The organism is Vibrio sp. 03_296, assembly GCF_002265885.1.
Window position 1 is genome coordinate 25,866 of record NZ_NPKW01000045.1, and the last position, 17,614, is coordinate 43,479.

General features: G+C 49.1%; 14 protein-coding genes. 12 read left to right on the forward strand and 2 right to left on the reverse strand.

Annotated features, from left to right (window positions below; translation table 11 throughout):
- The first annotated feature begins 79 nt into the window (after window positions 1-79).
- The 5 genes from CIK04_RS03690 (at window position 80) to CIK04_RS03710 (ending at window position 4,142) form a co-directional block, all read left to right on the forward strand.
- Entirely contained in the window at window positions 80-703 is a 624-nt protein-coding gene (locus CIK04_RS03690) for a MarC family protein (RefSeq protein ID WP_017419764.1), read from the forward strand.
- Window positions 704-918: 215 nt separating this feature from the next.
- Window positions 919-1,185 carry a DUF4212 domain-containing protein gene (locus CIK04_RS03695; protein ID WP_011079229.1) on the forward strand — a complete coding sequence of 89 codons (267 nt, stop codon included), beginning with the start codon at window positions 919-921 and terminating at the stop codon, window positions 1,183-1,185.
- A gap of 12 nt (window positions 1,186-1,197) precedes the next feature.
- Entirely contained in the window at window positions 1,198-2,901 is a 1,704-nt protein-coding gene (locus CIK04_RS03700; protein ID WP_038939534.1) for a sodium:solute symporter family protein, read from the forward strand.
- A gap of 201 nt (window positions 2,902-3,102) precedes the next feature.
- Window positions 3,103-3,648, forward strand: coding sequence for a DUF6795 domain-containing protein (locus tag CIK04_RS03705; RefSeq protein ID WP_095430666.1), 546 nt, complete (start codon window positions 3,103-3,105; stop codon window positions 3,646-3,648).
- Between the two features lie 56 nt (window positions 3,649-3,704).
- Complete coding sequence (locus CIK04_RS03710) at window positions 3,705-4,142, forward strand: DUF6795 domain-containing protein (RefSeq protein ID WP_128824593.1); 438 nt, start codon at window positions 3,705-3,707, stop codon at window positions 4,140-4,142.
- A gap of 131 nt (window positions 4,143-4,273) precedes the next feature.
- Here CIK04_RS03710 and CIK04_RS03715 read toward each other — a convergent pair whose 3' ends face one another.
- Window positions 4,274-7,705, reverse strand: a complete 3,432-nt coding sequence (locus tag CIK04_RS03715; RefSeq protein WP_045614465.1) for a NahK/ErcS family hybrid sensor histidine kinase/response regulator — start codon at window positions 7,703-7,705, stop codon at window positions 4,274-4,276.
- 92 nt (window positions 7,706-7,797) lie between these two features.
- Window positions 7,798-8,988, reverse strand: a complete 1,191-nt coding sequence (locus tag CIK04_RS03720) for a 3-phenylpropionate MFS transporter (protein ID WP_039545004.1) — start codon at window positions 8,986-8,988, stop codon at window positions 7,798-7,800.
- 213 nt (window positions 8,989-9,201) lie between these two features.
- Between CIK04_RS03720 and CIK04_RS03725 the strand changes: the two genes are divergently transcribed.
- The 7 genes from CIK04_RS03725 (at window position 9,202) to prmA (ending at window position 17,493) form a co-directional block, all read left to right on the forward strand.
- Complete coding sequence (locus tag CIK04_RS03725; RefSeq protein ID WP_058667290.1) at window positions 9,202-11,028, forward strand: DUF294 nucleotidyltransferase-like domain-containing protein; 1,827 nt, start codon at window positions 9,202-9,204, stop codon at window positions 11,026-11,028.
- A 66-nt stretch (window positions 11,029-11,094) separates the two neighbouring features.
- Window positions 11,095-11,730, forward strand: a complete 636-nt coding sequence (locus CIK04_RS03730; protein WP_038968921.1) for a 3'-5' exonuclease — start codon at window positions 11,095-11,097, stop codon at window positions 11,728-11,730.
- A gap of 172 nt (window positions 11,731-11,902) precedes the next feature.
- On the forward strand, window positions 11,903-13,855 hold the full coding sequence (gene acs / locus CIK04_RS03735) for an acetate--CoA ligase (protein WP_038939527.1): 1,953 nt from the start codon (window positions 11,903-11,905) through the stop codon (window positions 13,853-13,855).
- A 296-nt stretch (window positions 13,856-14,151) separates the two neighbouring features.
- Entirely contained in the window at window positions 14,152-14,601 is a 450-nt protein-coding gene (gene aroQ / locus CIK04_RS03740; RefSeq protein ID WP_026130576.1) for a type II 3-dehydroquinate dehydratase, read from the forward strand.
- 60 nt (window positions 14,602-14,661) lie between these two features.
- The gene (gene accB / locus CIK04_RS03745; RefSeq protein ID WP_011079221.1) at window positions 14,662-15,126 is read left to right on the forward strand and encodes an acetyl-CoA carboxylase biotin carboxyl carrier protein; all 465 of its coding nucleotides are present in this window, start codon (window positions 14,662-14,664) and stop codon (window positions 15,124-15,126) included.
- Between the two features lie 12 nt (window positions 15,127-15,138).
- Complete coding sequence (accC, locus tag CIK04_RS03750) at window positions 15,139-16,485, forward strand: acetyl-CoA carboxylase biotin carboxylase subunit (protein ID WP_038968922.1); 1,347 nt, start codon at window positions 15,139-15,141, stop codon at window positions 16,483-16,485.
- Window positions 16,486-16,605: 120 nt separating this feature from the next.
- Window positions 16,606-17,493: a 50S ribosomal protein L11 methyltransferase gene (gene prmA, locus CIK04_RS03755; protein WP_011151370.1), complete on the forward strand. Its 888-nt coding sequence runs from the start codon at window positions 16,606-16,608 to the stop codon at window positions 17,491-17,493.
- Window positions 17,494-17,614 lie beyond the last annotated feature (121 nt).

A 17,614-nucleotide genomic window follows, 5' to 3' on the forward strand; every position in this document is an offset into this window, starting at 1 on the left:
TATCGCTACACTTTCACGGCAGCGGCAGCACACTCGCTGCCTTTTCATCCCTCTGTTATTCACTCTGGGAGGCCATACTTTGTTAAGTATTCTCATCACGCAATTCGTTGTTTTATGGGCCGTGATCGACCCTGTTGGTTCTGTTCCTGTCTATCTATCACAAACACAACACCTGACCGCCAAACAACGCCGTTTAGTCGCACTGAAAGCGGTAGGAATATCTGCGGGCGTATTGCTGTTTTTCCTGATCGCCGGACAAATGTTACTGGAAGCCATGCAAATTCCATTACCTGCTTTTCAAGCGGCTGGTGGCCTTGTGCTACTCCTATTCGCATTGAGTATGATTTTCGGTGAAAGTAAACCCGAGCAAGAGCAGAAGTTGAGCGAAGAGTTGGATAAATCCGCCCTTGCAGATTTGGCCGTCTACCCGCTGGCTATTCCTTCGATCGCGTCACCGGGCGCCATGATGGCGGTAGTGATGCTGACAGACAACCATCGCTATTCCTTTGCTGACCAAGCGATGACCGCTGCGGTGATGATGGCAGTGCTATTGATTACGCTGGTTTTGCTGCTCGGTGCCAATACGATTCAAAAATGGATTGGTAATGTTGGCGCCGCCATCATCAGCCGTGTGATGGGCTTGATCTTGGCCGCCGTCGCGCTCAACAATTTGCTCCAAGGCATTAAAGATTTTTACCTGTAGCACGTGCGGTGCTTTAGACCTTTGGCTAATTTAACATCAAATTAACATCCTCAAATCTGCTATCCACCTCACTAAACGCCCATTTTTCGGGCGTTTTTGCTTTTTATCGCCCCGACTAAAGTTGCACAGATCCCTTGACTCAACACTGCTATCTTAGGAAACGTAACATTACGTTAACACTTATCTATTCAGACGAGAAACACAAGGAGAAGGCCATGGCGTTCGAATCAACAGAACATGCTCAAGCCTACTGGAAGGAAAACTTGGGGATCATGGGATCACTGCTAGCGGTATGGTTTTTAGTGTCATACGGCGCTGGAATTTTATTTGTCGATGCACTTAATGCCATTCAGTTTGGTGGCTTCAAGCTCGGATTTTGGTTCGCTCAGCAAGGGTCGATCTACACCTTTGTGGCGCTGATCTTTGTCTACGTTGTCCGCATGAATGCGCTGGACAAGAAGTACAACGTGCAGGAAGACTAAGAGGTTTAGGAAATGGATATTCAAACTTGGACGTTTATTCTTGTCGGTATCACTTTTGCTCTGTATATCGGCATCGCAATCTGGGCCCGTGCGGGATCAACCAGTGAATTCTATGTTGCTGGCGGTGGTGTTCACCCAGTCGCCAACGGCATGGCAACCGCAGCAGACTGGATGTCTGCGGCATCATTTATCTCTATGGCAGGTATTATCTCGTTCATCGGCTACGATGGCACGGTATACCTGATGGGTTGGACCGGTGGCTACGTACTTCTCGCCCTTTGTTTAGCACCTTATCTACGTAAGTTTGGTAAGTTCACCGTGCCAGATTTCATTGGTGACCGTTACTACTCAAGAACGGCACGTTTGGTTGCGGTATTCTGTGCTATTTTCGTATCGTTTACTTACGTTGCTGGTCAAATGCGTGGAGTGGGTGTGGTATTCGCACGCTTCCTCGAAGTTGACATCAACATGGGTATCATCATCGGTATGGCGATCGTGTTCTTCTACGCGGTTATGGGCGGCATGAAGGGCATCACCTATACGCAGGTAGCGCAATACTGTGTGCTTATCTTTGCCTTCATGGTTCCGGCGATCTTTACTTCCTTAATGATGACAGGTAACCCTGTACCTCAGCTTGGCTTTGGTTCGACCATGGCAGGCAGCGATGAGTATCTACTCACCAAACTGGATGGTCTAACGCAGGAGCTCGGCTTCACAGCCTATACCGATGGGTCGAAGAGCATGGTTGACGTCTTCTTCATCTGTGCGGCGCTCATGGTCGGTACTGCGGGTCTTCCACACGTTATTATTCGCTTCTTTACCGTACCAAAAGTCTCTGATGCACGTATCTCTGCTGGTTGGGCATTGGTGTTCATTGCGATTCTTTACACCACCGCACCGGCTGTGGCAGCGTTTGCACGCGTTAACATGATCGACACCATCAATGGTCCAGACATGCAAGGTGTCGCCGGCACAGAAGCACCAAGCTGGTACAAAAACTGGGAAAGCACTGGCCTAGTGGCTTGGGAAGACAAAAACGGCGATGGCAAGATGTTCTACTCTGGCGATGAACGCAACGAGATGAAGATCAACCGCGATATCATCGTACTGGCTTCTCCAGAGCTAGCGAAACTACCAAACTGGGTTGTGGCACTATTGGCAGCCGGTGGTCTGGCAGCAGCACTGTCTACCGCAGCAGGCCTACTATTGGTTATCTCAACGGCCATTTCGCATGACTTGTTGAAGAAAGGCTTTAGACCCAATATGACCGATAAACAGGAGTTAATGGCTGCGCGGATTGCATCAGCGATTGCCATCGTCGGTGCAGGCTACTTGGGTATTAACCCTCCAGGCTTTGTAGCACAGGTTGTGGCCTTCGCCTTCGGATTGGCAGCTTCATCCTTCTTCCCAGCCATCATCTTGGGTATCTTCTACAAGAAGATGAACAAAGAAGGCGCTATCACAGGTATGTTGGCAGGTATTACCTTTACTGCGGCTTACATTGTTTACTTCAAGTTCATTAACCCAGCAGCGAGCACACCGGATAACTGGTTGTTCGGTATCAGCCCAGAGGGCATTGGTACACTCGGTATGTGTCTGAACTTTGTGGTAGCGATTGTAGTGAACAAATTCACTGCCGAAGTACCAGCAGACGTACAAGAAATGGTTGAGTCTATCCGCTACCCGAAAGGAGCTGGCGCAGCGCACGACCATTAATCCACACTTAAGAGCTTTATTGTAGGGATTAAGCTCCGAGGAAACGCAAAGCCGATGCAACTGCATCGGCTTTTTTTTAACTAAAAATATGAGATCTATTAATTACACAACAACTCAGATACGTGTCCAAAAACGAACAACTAGCTTTATTCCTCAAAAAAACATTCGCTATATTAAGCTCCATTTATCAGCGGAAGAATAATGAACACCACTCAGTTAATGGCAGCACTACTCTTCATTTCTTTCCCACTAACAAGCCAAGGTAATATGTTGAGTATTTTTGATTTCTTTAAAAAGAATGAGTATGTCTTAAGTCCAGAGATCTCTGGACACCTTACTCAAGACGGACAAGCATTTTCGCATAGAGACGTTTATCTTGAAGGCGGATTCTTAAAACATCGATATAACGATAAGACACAAACCGATCTGAATGGCTATTTTCATTTTGAGCCTATGGTTCATGCTCAGTGGCTGAAGAAATCCCCGTTAAATCAGGCTTATTCTTATATTGGTATTTACATTTTAATTGAAAATGAAAAGACATATCTATGGGAATCCATATTGGGATACGAACAACCATTTAATTTTATTAAAAACAACTTAAATAACCTTAATTGCAACATCAGCACACCTGATTATCTCTACTATTTTAAAAACCCTGTAGTACCTAATGGCGTTGATTTGATGCTACTAAGCAGATGTGAAATTAAGGGATATAAACGTAGAGAAAAAAAACAAGAAGAATAAATTATTAATCTAGTGATAATTCCTTATTTTTAACCATCTCATGTCAGGTCTATGCTATGGATATAGTTAAACAAGACATATATGACTTAACACCAAAAATTCACGGGAGAATTTTTAATCATGGTATCCCTGTTATAAACATTGAAGTTACTTTAGAAATCAGTGCTCTGAATGACACAAAAGAACTAAAAACACACACTAACCAAAATGGTGAGTTCATTTTTGAAGCTGTCAGTATTTCAACAATAAAGACATCAAGTATGTTTGACCAAAAAATGGTCAGCACATCATTAACCATAAAACGTGGCCCTGAATATACATATTTATGGCGTTCATATTTACCTGGATATAACATACTTACTTTTATGTCAGAAAATTTATCCAATCTCATTTGCGACATTAATTCAAAAGAGAAATATTTTATATTTGACGGTATGAAAAAAATCATGACGGATATGAAGTCCATACTATCTGCGACCTTCATGGGGCTTTAGAGTCAGGATATATAGAGGATTAGGCAGGTGAGCATTATTGGCGTATAAACACAACTTTTTTCTTAGCCAAGACATTCAAAAGAGCTGCCATTTTAATACCAAACATGGCAGCTCTTTTTACAGAAGGCGCCTTACGCCACTCGATTCAACACCGCTCTCAGCTTGAGCGGTTTAACGGGTTTGGCAATAAAGCTAAAGCCATTGGCTTTGATGCCTTGCATCATATCATCGGTGCGGTCGGCGCTGATGATCACCCCTTCAAAACGGCTGCCCAATCTAAGCTTACATTGCTGGAGCACTTCTAAACCTGTGCGACCTTCATCAAGACGATAGTCGGAGAAAATCACATCCGGATGCCAGCCACCGTCCAGTGCTTTCAAACTTTGCACAATGTCAGTAGCGGTTTTCACTTCACACCCCCAACGCGCCAAAAGATTCTCCATACCAACCAAAATATCGGGCTCATTATCGACACACAGAATACGTAAGTGACTTAACTCAGATTGCGCTTGGGCAGGCTCCGCCATTGGCAACGCTTGCACTTGCTGGGCACGATCCAAAGTTATAGAGAACACACTGCCGCGGCCATGCCATGAACGCATCGAAATCTCATGCCCCAACACTTGCGCGATGCCTTTGGAAATAGCCAGCCCTAGGCCCAATCCTTGATCGGAGCGCACTTGGGTGCCACGGCTGAACTCTTCAAAGATCTCTTGCTGCTTATCTTCTTCAATGCCCATCCCGTTATCCCATACATCGATACGCACCCGTTCACCGACTCGGCGCACCCCAAGCGCAACCTTGCCATTAGGGCTATAGCGAAACGCATTAGTCAGGAAATTTTGCACCACACGGCGCAGCAATTTTGGATCAGATGTGACGTTGAGTGACGACGGGATCATGCAGAACTCGATGCCTTGTTGTTTGGCCAAAGCACTGAATTCCGCATTCAAATTCGACAACACATCATTGACAGCAAAGCCATGCACGTGCACATCCAACTTGCCTGACTCCAGTCGCGAGATATCCAGCAAATCACCAATCAAATCTTCCGCAGCCCCAAGGGCGCTTTCAATGTGATGCGCCAGCTTGCGGCTTTCATCGTCCTTGGCCACTTCCGAGAGTGATGAGGCAAACAGACGCGCCGCGTTGAGTGGTTGCATCAAGTCGTGACTCACGGCCGCCAAAAAACGCGATTTAGAGCGCGATTCCAGATCCGAACGCTGCGTTGCCACCACCAACTGCTTGTTCAGTTGCTCAAGCTCTCTTGTGCGTAAATGAACACGTTCTTCGAGCGTTTCATTGGCTTCTTTCAGTGCTTGTTCTGCATCACGGAACACTGTGATATCGGTAAAGCTCATCACAAAGCCGCCGCCGGGCATGGGGTTGCCTTGCACTTCAATCACGCGTCCATCGGGGCGAATGCGTGACGAGGTATGCCGCGTGCCTTGTTCCAAATGGTAGACTCGGCGACGCACATGATCTTCTGGATCTCCAGGGCCACATAAACCTTGCTCGGCATTATGACGAATCACATCGGCAATCGGTCGGCCCACTTGTATCAGCCCCGGCGGAAACTCAAACAGTTCCAAATAGCGTTGGTTCCACGCCACCAGCCTAAGCTGTTTGTCCACCACGGCAATGCCTTGGCCAATATGCTCAATCGCCCCTTGCAGTAGACCACGGCTAAAATCATACAACTCAGACGCTTCATCGACGATGGTCGCGACTTCCTCCAATTGCATGTTTCTGCCTTGTAGCGCCGAAGTAAGGACTAACTTCGCCGACGAAGCCCCAAACACCCCAGCCAATACCCGCTCAGTATGACGAATCAAAGTTGAGGGAGCTTGTTGGTTCGGCAATAAGGTTTCTCTTTGCTGCGACCAATAGTGAGCAAAGGCATTTTTCACCCGATTGCGCCCAACAAAGCGGGAGGCCAGCATCTCTAGCTCGCCCACGGTGACGCGGCTTTGATAGAGGCTGATGTTTTCATTTTCAGGTAATGGCGTACCAACAAACGACGCCGATTGTAAGCGCTCACTTAGGCTTGGACGCGTTAGCATCGAGACGACAAGGAAGCAGAGCGCATTAACGGTGACACTGAGGAACATCCCCCAGTCAGAGGCCTTGACGCCCATCTCCCCTAATACATCTGGTGGTGTAATCAGCCAAATCAGCAAGTTGCTCTGCGCATTCCCGGCCAACATATCGGTTTGGCTCATCAACGTAATCAACCATAAGGTAAAGCCCGCCGCCAAGCCCACATACACCCCTTTTCGGTTACCTTGACGCCAGTACATACCACCAATCAAGGCTGGGGCAAACTGGGTGATCGCGGCAAATGAGAGAAAGCCAATCGCTGAGAGTGAATGAATCGCGTCCAGTGCTTGGTAGAAGCCCCACGCACCAATTAACAACACCAGAATCAACGCCCGACGAATGCGCAGTAATAAGCCTGAAAAATGGTGGTGATTACGGTTAGACAGGCGCATGCGACGCAGCAGCAACGGCATCACCAAATCGTTGGACACCATGATGGCGAGCGCGATGGTAGACACAATCACCATGCCACTGGCTGCGGACGTGCCGCCAAGGAAGGCCAACAAGGCGATGTCATTTGCACCAAACGCCATCGGCAAACTGATCACATAAGTATCGGCAGGGCTGCCAGAGAGCAAACTTTGCCCCGCCCACGCAATCGGCAGAACAAAAATGCCCATCAAAATCAGATACAGCGGGAAGAGCCAACGCGCGGTATGCAGATCTTGCGCGCGTTCATTTTCCACCACCATGGTGTGAAACTGACGCGGCAAACAGACAATCGCCAGCATGGTCAGCAAAGTATGGATAAGCAAGGTGGCGATATTGGGTGATTGATACGTGGCGGCGGCAACACTGCTGAGATCGACCTCTTGATGCTGCATCGCCAGCCAGACGATAAACATTCCCACCACAAGAAATGCCACCAGCTTAACGATCGATTCAAAAGCGATCGCCATCATCATGCCGCGGTGATGCTCGGTATTGTCGATATGACGGGTGCCAAACAGCATGGTGAATACTGCGAGAGCCCCCACCACAAACCAAGAAACGCCAGAATCTTGATAGCCAAAACGGCTCGAGAGATCGGGTGCGATAATCTCAAGCCCCATGGTGATGCCACGCAATTGCAGGGCGATATAGGGCAAAATCCCCACCACGGCGATTAAGGTCACCACCACAGCAAGCCCTTGCGATTTGCCATAGCGCGCAGCAATAAAATCCGCTATCGAGGTAATGTGTTCGCGCTTGGCAACAAGAATGAGCCGCGCTAAGACGCGCCAACCAAGGGTAAAGACCAGAATCGGTGCAATGTAGATCGGCAAGAAAGACCAAGGATTATTGCTCGCCTGCCCCACCGTGCCGTAAAACGTCCAAGAGGTACAGTAAACCGCAATCGATAGGCTGTAGATCCAAGGCCGCCAACGTGCCAACCAATTTTTTTGCCTATCTCCATACCAAGCGATGAGGAACAACACTCCTAAATACGCTAACGATACGGGTATCACCAACCATCCTTGCATGTGACATCCTTTCTCTTGGTCAATAAAAAACCTCTCCATACGGGAGAGGTTTCATTTAACTAAGGATAGTTTTTAATCTCAATCTCTTAGGATTAATTCTGTGCATTGGGCTCCGCTTTCGCCACGCTAATATCCTGAACTTGGCTGGTGACAGGTGCGACTTTGATAAACAGTGCCACCAGCCCCATGGCCGCCATCACCCAGAATACGTTCGCCCCCCAATGCTCAAAGCCCCAACCACTAAAGGCCGTCATCGCCGCAATAAAGGCGCCCAGTGGCAATGCGTTGTACAGTGCTTGTAGCGCCACCATTTTGTGCTCTTCTGAGTTTTGAATGTATTGAATGGCAGCGATGTGCGCCATCGCAAATGTCACGCCGTGCAGCAACTGCACCAACACCAAACCCAACAACAGCGTGGTCGAGGCGGTAATGCCCCAACGCAACATGACGCCAATCGATGCCGCGACAAACAACGCACGCAGCGACCAGCCTGCGAACAAGCGCTTGCTCAACGCAAACACCGCCACTTCCGATACCACACCAAGGCTCCACAAATAGCCGATGATCTCTTCCGAATGGCCCGCTTGCTGCCAGTAGATCGCACTAAAGCTGTAATACGCGGCATGGCTGCCCTGAATCAGAGCCGCCAGTAGCAAAAACTTCACCACAGGGCCATCGGTCAGCAGTTGCGTCAGTTTCGGTCTTTCGCTGTGATGTTCGCTGCGCGTCACCGGCATCACATTGGCACTGCGCATGCTCAACAGCAAGGAAATAAACACCCCCACCAAGGCGGTGTACAGAATCATGTCGGTGCCATAGAGGGAAATCAGATACCCCACCACGGTCGAGCCCGCGATAAAGGCGATCGAGCCCCACAAACGGGTGCGACCATAATCGAGCATCTTCAATCTTGCGTAGTAGTTGGCAAGCGCATCGGATAACGGCACGACTGGGCCACAACACAAGTTAAACAATACCGTCGCTAACGCCATCAGCCAAAAACTGCCGCCCGTAAAGAAGTGGAAACCGACAAAAATCAGCGCAGCAAAACTGAGCCAACGGAGCGCCGGCATAATGTGCTCGGCCTTATGGATACGTGGCGTGATCACCATGTTCGCCACACAGCGTGTCGCTAAGCCAATACCGACCAGCAAACCGATATCCGTGGAGGAGACGCCCTGTTCTTTAAACCACAGCGACCAAAATGGCAGATAGACGCCATAGGCAAAAAAGAAACCGAGAAAATATTGCGAAATCCATCCATAAGGAGACGGTTTGAACATGATGGTGATCCTAGGGTCTGTTGACCTAAAAACTGACGAGAGAAAAATCGGCGTCATTATGACTTGCCTTGCAGATGAGAAAAAGGGAATTCTCCGCCACAGATTGTTTCCTCTAATCGGCCTAATTGGAGTGAATTAGACCAAAGTCGTCTGGAGAGTCAGGAGAAATTTGTCAGACTTACAGCATATGCCTTGCTGGTTTTGGATGCTGCCATGCCTGATAAATTTAATATGCAATCGCCCCCGTTTGATCGCTTGAGCGAGGGGCAACAACACCTCTTACGTTCTTCACTGGATGTGGCCTATTTTCGCACTAAAGATGTGGTGCTCGCCGCGGGGCAGCCGTCTCCGCATCTGCATATCTTGATCAAAGGCGCGGTCGAAGAGCGCTCTGCCAACCAACAAGAAGTGTTTGCTCACTATGCCAATGACGATATGTTTGATGTGCGCGCCTTGTTTGAACCAACCGTACGTCATCAGTATGTCGCGCTCGAAGATACCTTAAGCTATTTGCTGCCCAAGGCCATTTTTCTCGAGCTGTACAATGAAAACGGCCAATTCGCCGCTTATTTTGATAACAACCTCGCCAAGCGCCAAGAGCTGATAGAGGCAGCGCAGCAACAACAAAATCTTGCCGAATTCATTCTCACCAAAGTTGATAAAGCCATTTATCATCCGCCGAAGATTTTGTCGCCTGAGATGCCGATCAATCAGGTTACGCGCACACTCAAAGAGAATGGCATCGATGCCGCCTTGGTGCGCCTCAATGACGACGATGAGCGGCTACTCAACCATCCCAACGCTCACCCTTATGCGATTGTCACTCGCACCAACATGCTCCACTCAGTGATGCTGGATGACAAGCCACTCGACACGCCGGTGGGCGATATTGCCACCTTCCCCGTTTTCCATGTCGATGATGGTGATTTTCTCTTTAATGCGATGATCACCATGACACGCAATCGCATGAAGCGCCTCATGGTGTGCGATGGTCATCAAGCCGTAGGCATGTTGGACATGACGCAAATTCTCAGCGCCTTCTCCACCCATTCCCATGTGCTCACTTTGAGCATCGCGCGCGCTTCCAGCGTTGAAGAACTCGCCTTAGCATCGAATCGCCAGCGTCAGTTAGTGGAAAGTTTGCTCAAAAACGGCATTCGAACCCGCTTCATCATGGAGCTGATTTCCGCTGTCAATGAACAGATTATCGAGAAAGCGTTTGAGTTGGTTGTTCCACCCGCCCTTCACGATCACTGTTGTTTGATCGTTTTAGGCTCAGAAGGGCGTGGGGAACAAATCCTCAAAACCGACCAAGACAACGCACTGATCATCAAAGATGGTTTGGAATGGCAACAAAGTAACGGGGTGATGCAGCAACTGACACACACCTTGCAGCAACTTGGCTATCCGCTTTGCCCTGGCAATGTGATGGTCAATAACCCTAAGTGGGTCAAAAGTCAGAGCGATTGGCGCAAAACGCTCACCGCGTGGGTACGCAGCGCCAAACCAGAAACGGTGATGGATTTAGCGATTTTTGCCGATGCACATGCTGTGGCGGGCAATAAGGCATTGCTTGAGCCCGTGAAACAGCACCTCTCCGAGTTGATGGCGGATCAAGAACTGATTTTGACCGAGTTCACTCGACCTGCATTGAACTTTTCAGTTCCCCTCACCCTCTTTGGCAACGTCAAAGCCGACAAAAGCGGCCTCGACATCAAACAAGGTGGCATCTTCCCTATTGTTCATGGCATTCGCGCTTTGAGCTTGGAGTACGCACTGCAAGAAAACAACACCTTCGACCGTATTGAGGGGTTAGTGGCACGCAAAGTGTTAGAAAAAAGCACGGCCGCAAACCTAAGCGAAGCGCTCAAGCTGTTTTTTAAACTGCGCTTGGCGCAGCAACTTGCCGAGCAACACAGCAACAACAAACTCAACTTAAAACTGCTCGATCGTACTGAGCGAGATTTACTGCGCCACAGTTTGCACGTGGTGAAAAAATTCAAACAGTGGCTGGGTTATCACTATCAAATCAAAGATTAACTTGGCTCAATGGACCATCACGACCAAAGGCTATACGGCTAAGGTCTTACGCGCGCAGGATTTTGTATGAACTGGTTTCGTCGTCAATACTGGTACTATCGATTGAAAGGGTCGCCCTATCAGTCGCTGTTTTGTGCGCCCAACAACAAAGAGTATGTCTCTCTCGACTGTGAAACCACCAGCCTTGATCCCAATCGCGCGGAGTTAGTCACTATTGCCGCGACCAAAATCATCGACAATCGCATCATCACCAGTAAACCGTTCGAGGTGCGTTTGCGTGCGCCACAGTCTCTCGATTCTGGTTCAGTGAAAATTCACAAGATCCGCCACCAAGACTTGGTCGATGGGCTAAGCGAGAAAGAAGCGCTGCTCAAACTGATTGATTTCATCGGCAATCGCCCATTGGTGGGCTACCACATCCGCTACGATAAGAAGATTCTCGATTTAGCCTGCTTACGCCACCTCGGTTTTCCCTTAGCTAATCCGCTGGTGGAAGTCAGCCAGATCTATCATGACAAGCTGGAAAAACACCTACCCAACGCCTATTTCGATTTGAGTTTGGACGCCATTTGTCGCCATCTCGACTTACCCATCCAAGATAAACACGATGCGCTGCAAGATGCGATTGCCGCAGCTTTGGTGTTTGTGCGACTCACTCGTGGCGACTTGCCAAGCCTATCATTTCCTTACGTTTCGTCGTGAGTTTCACTTATTAAATGCCACAACCAAACCCCGCTATATCCTAAAGTCTAATTGTCGAAAGCCTCCAACTGATTGACAGTTAGAGGCATACGGATTCCCCCTTTCGTGATTGAGGCGTGTTTAAAACATCATCAAACCGCATCACGAAGGCAAAGGCACAAGGAGAAAGACAATGAGTGAAGCCCACATTTATCCGGTAAAAGAGAACATCAAAGCCCACACCCATGCGGATAATGATACCTACCTAGCCATGTACCAGCAGTCAGTCACTGACCCTGAAGGTTTCTGGAGTGAACACGGCAAAATTGTTGACTGGATTAAACCCTTCACCAAAGTCAAACAAACGTCTTTTGACACTGGCCACGTTGATATTCGCTGGTTTGAAGATGGCACGCTCAATGTCTCAGCAAACTGTATTGACCGCCATCTAGCAGAACGTGGGGATGACGTTGCCATCATTTGGGAAGGCGACAATCCAGCGGACGACAAAACACTGACCTACAACCAGCTTCATCAAGAAGTGTGTCGCTTCTCCAACGCACTGAAAGAACAAGGCGTACGCAAAGGCGATGTGGTGTGTCTCTACATGCCAATGGTCCCTGAGGCCGCGGTTGCCATGTTGGCCTGTACCCGCATCGGTGCGGTGCATACCATCGTCTTTGGTGGTTTCTCGCCAGAAGCACTGGCTGGCCGCATCATTGACTCCGATGCCAAAGTCGTCATCACTGCCGACGAAGGCGTTCGTGGTGGTCGCGCGGTGCCGCTGAAAAAGAACGTCGACGAAGCACTGACGAACCCTGAAGTGAAAACCATCAGCAAAGTGGTAGTATTCAAGCGCACTGGCGGCAACATTGATTGGCATGAACATCGTGATGTTTGGTGGCACGAAGCAACCGCAAAAGTTTCCGACGTTTGTCCACCAGAAGAGATGAAAGCTGAAGATCCACTGTTCATTCTCTACACGTCAGGCTCAACCGGCAAACCTAAAGGCGTGCTGCACACCACGGGCGGCTATTTGGTCTACGCGACCATGACCTTTAAGTACGTGTTTGACTACCAACCTGGCGAAACTTTCTGGTGTACGGCCGACGTGGGTTGGATCACTGGCCACACGTATCTGGTTTACGGTCCACTGGCAAACGGCGCCAAAACCATTCTCTTTGAAGGCGTGCCAAACTATCCAAACACCAGCCGCATGAGCGAAGTGGTCGACAAGCACCAAGTGAATATTCTGTACACCGCGCCAACGGCAATCCGCGCGCTGATGGCAAAAGGCAACGAAGCAATCGAAGGTACGGATCGTAGCAGCCTACGCATTATGGGTTCAGTGGGTGAACCGATTAACCCGGAAGCGTGGGAGTGGTACTACAAAACCATCGGCAATGAGAAATCACCGATTGTCGATACTTGGTGGCAAACCGAAACCGGCGGCATTTTGATCACACCACTGCCAGGCGCCACCGCGCTGAAACCGGGTTCTGCAACGCGCCCATTCTTTGGCGTTCAGCCTGCTCTAGTGGACAACATGGGTAACGTGATCGAAGACCAAGCCGCAGAAGGCAACCTGGTTATCCTCGATTCTTGGCCAGGCCAAATGCGCACGGTTTATGGTGACCATGAGCGTTTCGAACAAACCTACTTCTCAACCTTTAAAGGCATGTACTTTACCGGAGACGGTGCGCGCCGCGATGAAGACGGTTACTACTGGATCACAGGCCGTGTGGATGACGTATTAAACGTTTCAGGCCACCGAATGGGCACAGCGGAAATTGAATCCGCACTCGTGGCCCACCCGAAAATTGCCGAAGCAGCGATTGTTGGCATTCCACACGACATCAAAGGCCAAGCAATTTACGCCTACGTCACGCTCAATGCGGGCGAGTATCCAACCGCCGAGCTGCACAAAGAAGTGAAAGATTGGGTACGTAAAGAGATTGGTCCAATCGCGACACCAGACGTACTGCATTGGACGGATGCACTACCGAAAACCCGTTCAGGCAAAATCATGCGCCGTATTTTGCGTAAGATCGCCACGGGAGATACCAGCAACTTGGGTGACACCTCGACACTGGCCGATCCAAGCGTAGTTGATAAACTGATCGCAGAAAAAGCCGAACTGGTTTAATCCGTTTTAAACAAAACACCCTCAAAGCCACTCTACATAAGAGTGGCTTTTTTGTTTGCCGTTATCATTACCCATACTGTAAGAAAGGTTAATCTTGTTTTTTGTTAAGCTGGTTACAGAAAATCCACGGCAAACAGGGAGATTAGACCAGTAAATTGCTGCTAATTGTAATGAATTGGCTATAATCTTGGTCGATTTTGAAAAATTTGCGCGTTTTTTACAAAAATCTCGTGCCGATTTCTCGTATTTTTGGGAATATGCTGGTTCCACTCACGTTAAAGGAAGATAGCGTCAACATGTCTGCAAAATCACGAATTCTGGTCCTGAACGGTCCAAATATTAACCTGCTGGGTTTGCGTGAGCCGGGTCATTACGGTCACCAAACTTTGCCGCAAATCGTCGATATGCTGACACAACAGGCGCAAACTGCAGGCATCGAGCTCGAACACCTGCAATCGAATCGTGAGTATGAATTGATTGAAGCCATCCATGCCGCACACGGCAATGTCGACTTCATCATCATCAATCCGGCGGCTTTTACTCACACCAGTGTTGCACTACGTGATGCGCTACTGGGTGTTGCCATCCCTTTTATTGAAGTGCACCTCTCCAACGTACACGCTCGCGAGCCATTCCGACATCACTCTTATTTGTCGGATAAAGCGGTCGGCGTGATTTGTGGCTTAGGGGCGCAAGGCTATGAATTCGCTCTGTCGGCAGCCATTGCTCGTCTGCAGGCAAAGTAAACCCAACACTCTGCAACCCTTTAGGGTTGTCTTACTCACAAGATAAAAGAGAAAGAAAAGATGGATATTCGTAAAATCAAAAAGCTTATCGAACTAGTTGAAGAATCTGGCATTGCTGAGCTAGAAATCTCTGAAGGCGAAGAATCGGTACGCATCAGTCGCCACGGTCAAATGATGGCAGCGCCTGCACCAATGCACTACGCTGCGGCACCTGTTGCTCAACCTGCGCCAGTTGCAGCTGCGCCTGTAGCCACTGCAGAAGCAGCGCCAGCTGCGGCGGCAGTACCTGCTGGCCATCAAGTTCTTTCTCCAATGGTCGGTACTTTCTACCGCTCTCCAAGTCCAGATGCAAAAGCATTCATCGAAGTGGGCCAATCTGTGACTGCAGGCCAAACACTGTGCATCGTTGAAGCGATGAAGATGATGAACCAAATCGAAGCTGACAAATCTGGCGTGGTAACAGCAATTCTTGTTGAAGACGGCCAGCCTGTTGAATTTGACCAACCACTTGTAGTTATCGAATAAGCGGAGTTCGCTATGCTAGATAAAGTAGTCATCGCGAACCGAGGTGAAATCGCACTTCGTATCCTTCGCGCGTGTAAAGAACTCGGCATCAAAACCGTTGCCGTGCACTCCACCGCCGATCGCGATCTAAAACACGTACTGCTGGCAGATGAAACCGTGTGTATCGGCCCTGCTCGTGGTATCGACAGCTATCTGAACATTCCTCGCATTATTTCAGCAGCAGAAGTGACTGGCGCGGTGGCGATCCACCCAGGTTACGGTTTCTTGTCTGAAAACGCAGACTTTGCAGAGCAAGTAGAACGTAGCGGTTTCATCTTTGTCGGGCCAAAAGCGGACACCATCCGCATGATGGGTGACAAAGTATCGGCTATCACTGCAATGAAAAAAGCGGGCGTTCCGTGTGTACCAGGTTCTGATGGTCCACTTGATAACGACGAAGTGAAAAACCGAGCACACGCGAAACGTATTGGTTACCCAGTGATCATCAAAGCCTCTGGTGGTGGCGGCGGTCGTGGTATGCGTGTGGTTCGTAAAGAAGCGGACCTCGTTCAGGCGATTGCCATGACCCGTGCAGAAGCAAAAGCAGCATTCAACAACGACATGGTTTACATGGAGAAATTCCTAGAAAACCCACGTCACGTTGAAGTTCAAGTGATTGCGGATGGCCAAGGCAACGCTATTCACCTAGGTGAGCGTGACTGTTCAATGCAGCGTCGTCACCAAAAGGTTGTTGAAGAAGCACCAGCTCCAGGTATTACTGAAGAGATGCGCAAGTACATCGGCGAGCGTTGTACTCGTGCTTGTGTGGAAATCGGCTACCGCGGCGCTGGTACATTCGAGTTCCTCTACGAAAACGGTGAGTTCTACTTCATTGAAATGAACACGCGTATTCAGGTTGAGCACCCAGTGACGGAAATGGTAACTGGTGTTGACCTGATCAAAGAACAGCTGCGCGTTGCGGCGGGCCAGCCTCTGTCGTTCACGCAGAGCGACATTAAGATCCGTGGCCATGCGATTGAATGTCGTATCAACGCGGAAGACCCAGAGCGCTTCCTGCCATCGCCAGGTAAGATTGAACGCTTCCACGCACCAGGCGGTATGGGTGTTCGTTGGGAATCGCACATCTATAGCGGCTACACCGTGCCACCGCACTACGATTCAATGATCGGTAAGCTGATCACTTACGGTGAAAACCGTGACGTTGCGATTGCACGTATGAAGAACGCTCTAGGTGAGATGTTCATTGAAGGCATCAAAACCAACATTCCGCTGCAAGTGAGCATCATGAACGATGAAAACTTCCAGCACGGTGGTGCCAACATCCACTACCTAGAGAAAAAACTCGGCCTTCAGCACTAAGCTGAACGCACTGGTTACCATGCCCACTTCGGTGGGCATTTTTCATTGAGCGGATTTTTTCGTTTGCAGGGAAAGTCTGCTAAACTCTGCGCCAAATTTAAACATTAAGAGTATGCACTCATGCCTTGGATTCAAATCAAACTCAATGCGACCAACGAAAACGCTGAGCTTATCGGCGATATGCTTATGGAAGAGACTGGCGCGCTATCAGTGACTTTCTTAGATGCGCACGATACCCCGGTCTTCGAGCCACTGCCTGGTGAAACGCGTCTTTGGGGTGATACGGACGTCCTGGCACTGTACGATGCGGAAGCAGACACTCAACTCATCATGTCGCAAATCAAAGCAAGCAACATGCTGGCTGAAGGCTTTGCTTACAAAATTGAGCAGCTAGAAGACAAAGATTGGGAACGTGAGTGGATGGACAACTTCCACCCAATGAAATTTGGTCAGCGTTTGTGGATCTGCCCAAGCTGGCGTGACATTCCCGATCCAACCGCAGTGAACGTGATGCTGGATCCTGGTCTTGCGTTTGGTACAGGTACTCACCCAACCACAGCACTGTGTCTTGAGTGGCTAGAAGGGCTTGATCTCTCAGGTAAAACCGTTATCGATTTTGGTTGCGGCTCTGGCATCTTGGCGATCGCAGCGATCAAACTGGGTGCAGAAAAAGTCATCGGGATCGACATTGATCCTCAAGCACTTCTCGCTTCGAAAGACAACGCTCAACGTAATGGCGTTGCCGATCAACTGGATGTTTATCTGCCTCAAGATCAACCAGAAGGTCTGCTTGCTGACGTCGTTGTGGCAAACATTTTGGCGGCACCACTGCGTGAGCTTTCTTCAATCATCAAGGGCCTTGTCAAACCCAACGGTCAATTGGCGATGTCAGGTGTACTGGACACCCAAGCAGAAGACGTAGCCAACTATTACCGTGACGAGCTTCACATTGATCCGATCGTTGAGCAAAGTGAATGGTGTCGCATCTCTGGTCGCAAGCAAGGCTAGATAAGACTTTCAGGGTTAATTGTTTGAAATTCATACAAATTGCAAAAACAATTTGTCAATGCTCAAATATTAGTCTTTTCACGCAGAAAAAAATGCGTAAAATGCGCGCCCTTGCTGGTAT

Excerpts from the sequence above, each read along its gene's own strand:
- CIK04_RS03715 (WP_045614465.1), bottom strand. The coding sequence starts at position 7,705 with ATGCAAGGATGGTTGGTGATACCCGTATCGTTAGCGTATTTAGGAGTG.
- CIK04_RS03710 (WP_128824593.1), top strand. The coding sequence starts at position 3,705 with ATGGATATAGTTAAACAAGACATATATGACTTAACACCAAAAATTCAC.
- accC (WP_038968922.1), top strand. The coding sequence starts at position 15,139 with ATGCTAGATAAAGTAGTCATCGCGAACCGAGGTGAAATCGCACTTCGT.
- accB (WP_011079221.1), top strand. The coding sequence starts at position 14,662 with ATGGATATTCGTAAAATCAAAAAGCTTATCGAACTAGTTGAAGAATCT.
- CIK04_RS03725 (WP_058667290.1), top strand. The coding sequence starts at position 9,202 with ATGCCTGATAAATTTAATATGCAATCGCCCCCGTTTGATCGCTTGAGC.
- CIK04_RS03705 (WP_095430666.1), top strand. The coding sequence starts at position 3,103 with ATGAACACCACTCAGTTAATGGCAGCACTACTCTTCATTTCTTTCCCA.
- CIK04_RS03700 (WP_038939534.1), top strand. The coding sequence starts at position 1,198 with ATGGATATTCAAACTTGGACGTTTATTCTTGTCGGTATCACTTTTGCT.
- acs (WP_038939527.1), top strand. The coding sequence starts at position 11,903 with ATGAGTGAAGCCCACATTTATCCGGTAAAAGAGAACATCAAAGCCCAC.
- CIK04_RS03720 (WP_039545004.1), bottom strand. The coding sequence starts at position 8,988 with ATGTTCAAACCGTCTCCTTATGGATGGATTTCGCAATATTTTCTCGGT.
- prmA (WP_011151370.1), top strand. The coding sequence starts at position 16,606 with ATGCCTTGGATTCAAATCAAACTCAATGCGACCAACGAAAACGCTGAG.
- aroQ (WP_026130576.1), top strand. The coding sequence starts at position 14,152 with ATGTCTGCAAAATCACGAATTCTGGTCCTGAACGGTCCAAATATTAAC.
- CIK04_RS03695 (WP_011079229.1), top strand. The coding sequence starts at position 919 with ATGGCGTTCGAATCAACAGAACATGCTCAAGCCTACTGGAAGGAAAAC.
- CIK04_RS03730 (WP_038968921.1), top strand. The coding sequence starts at position 11,095 with ATGAACTGGTTTCGTCGTCAATACTGGTACTATCGATTGAAAGGGTCG.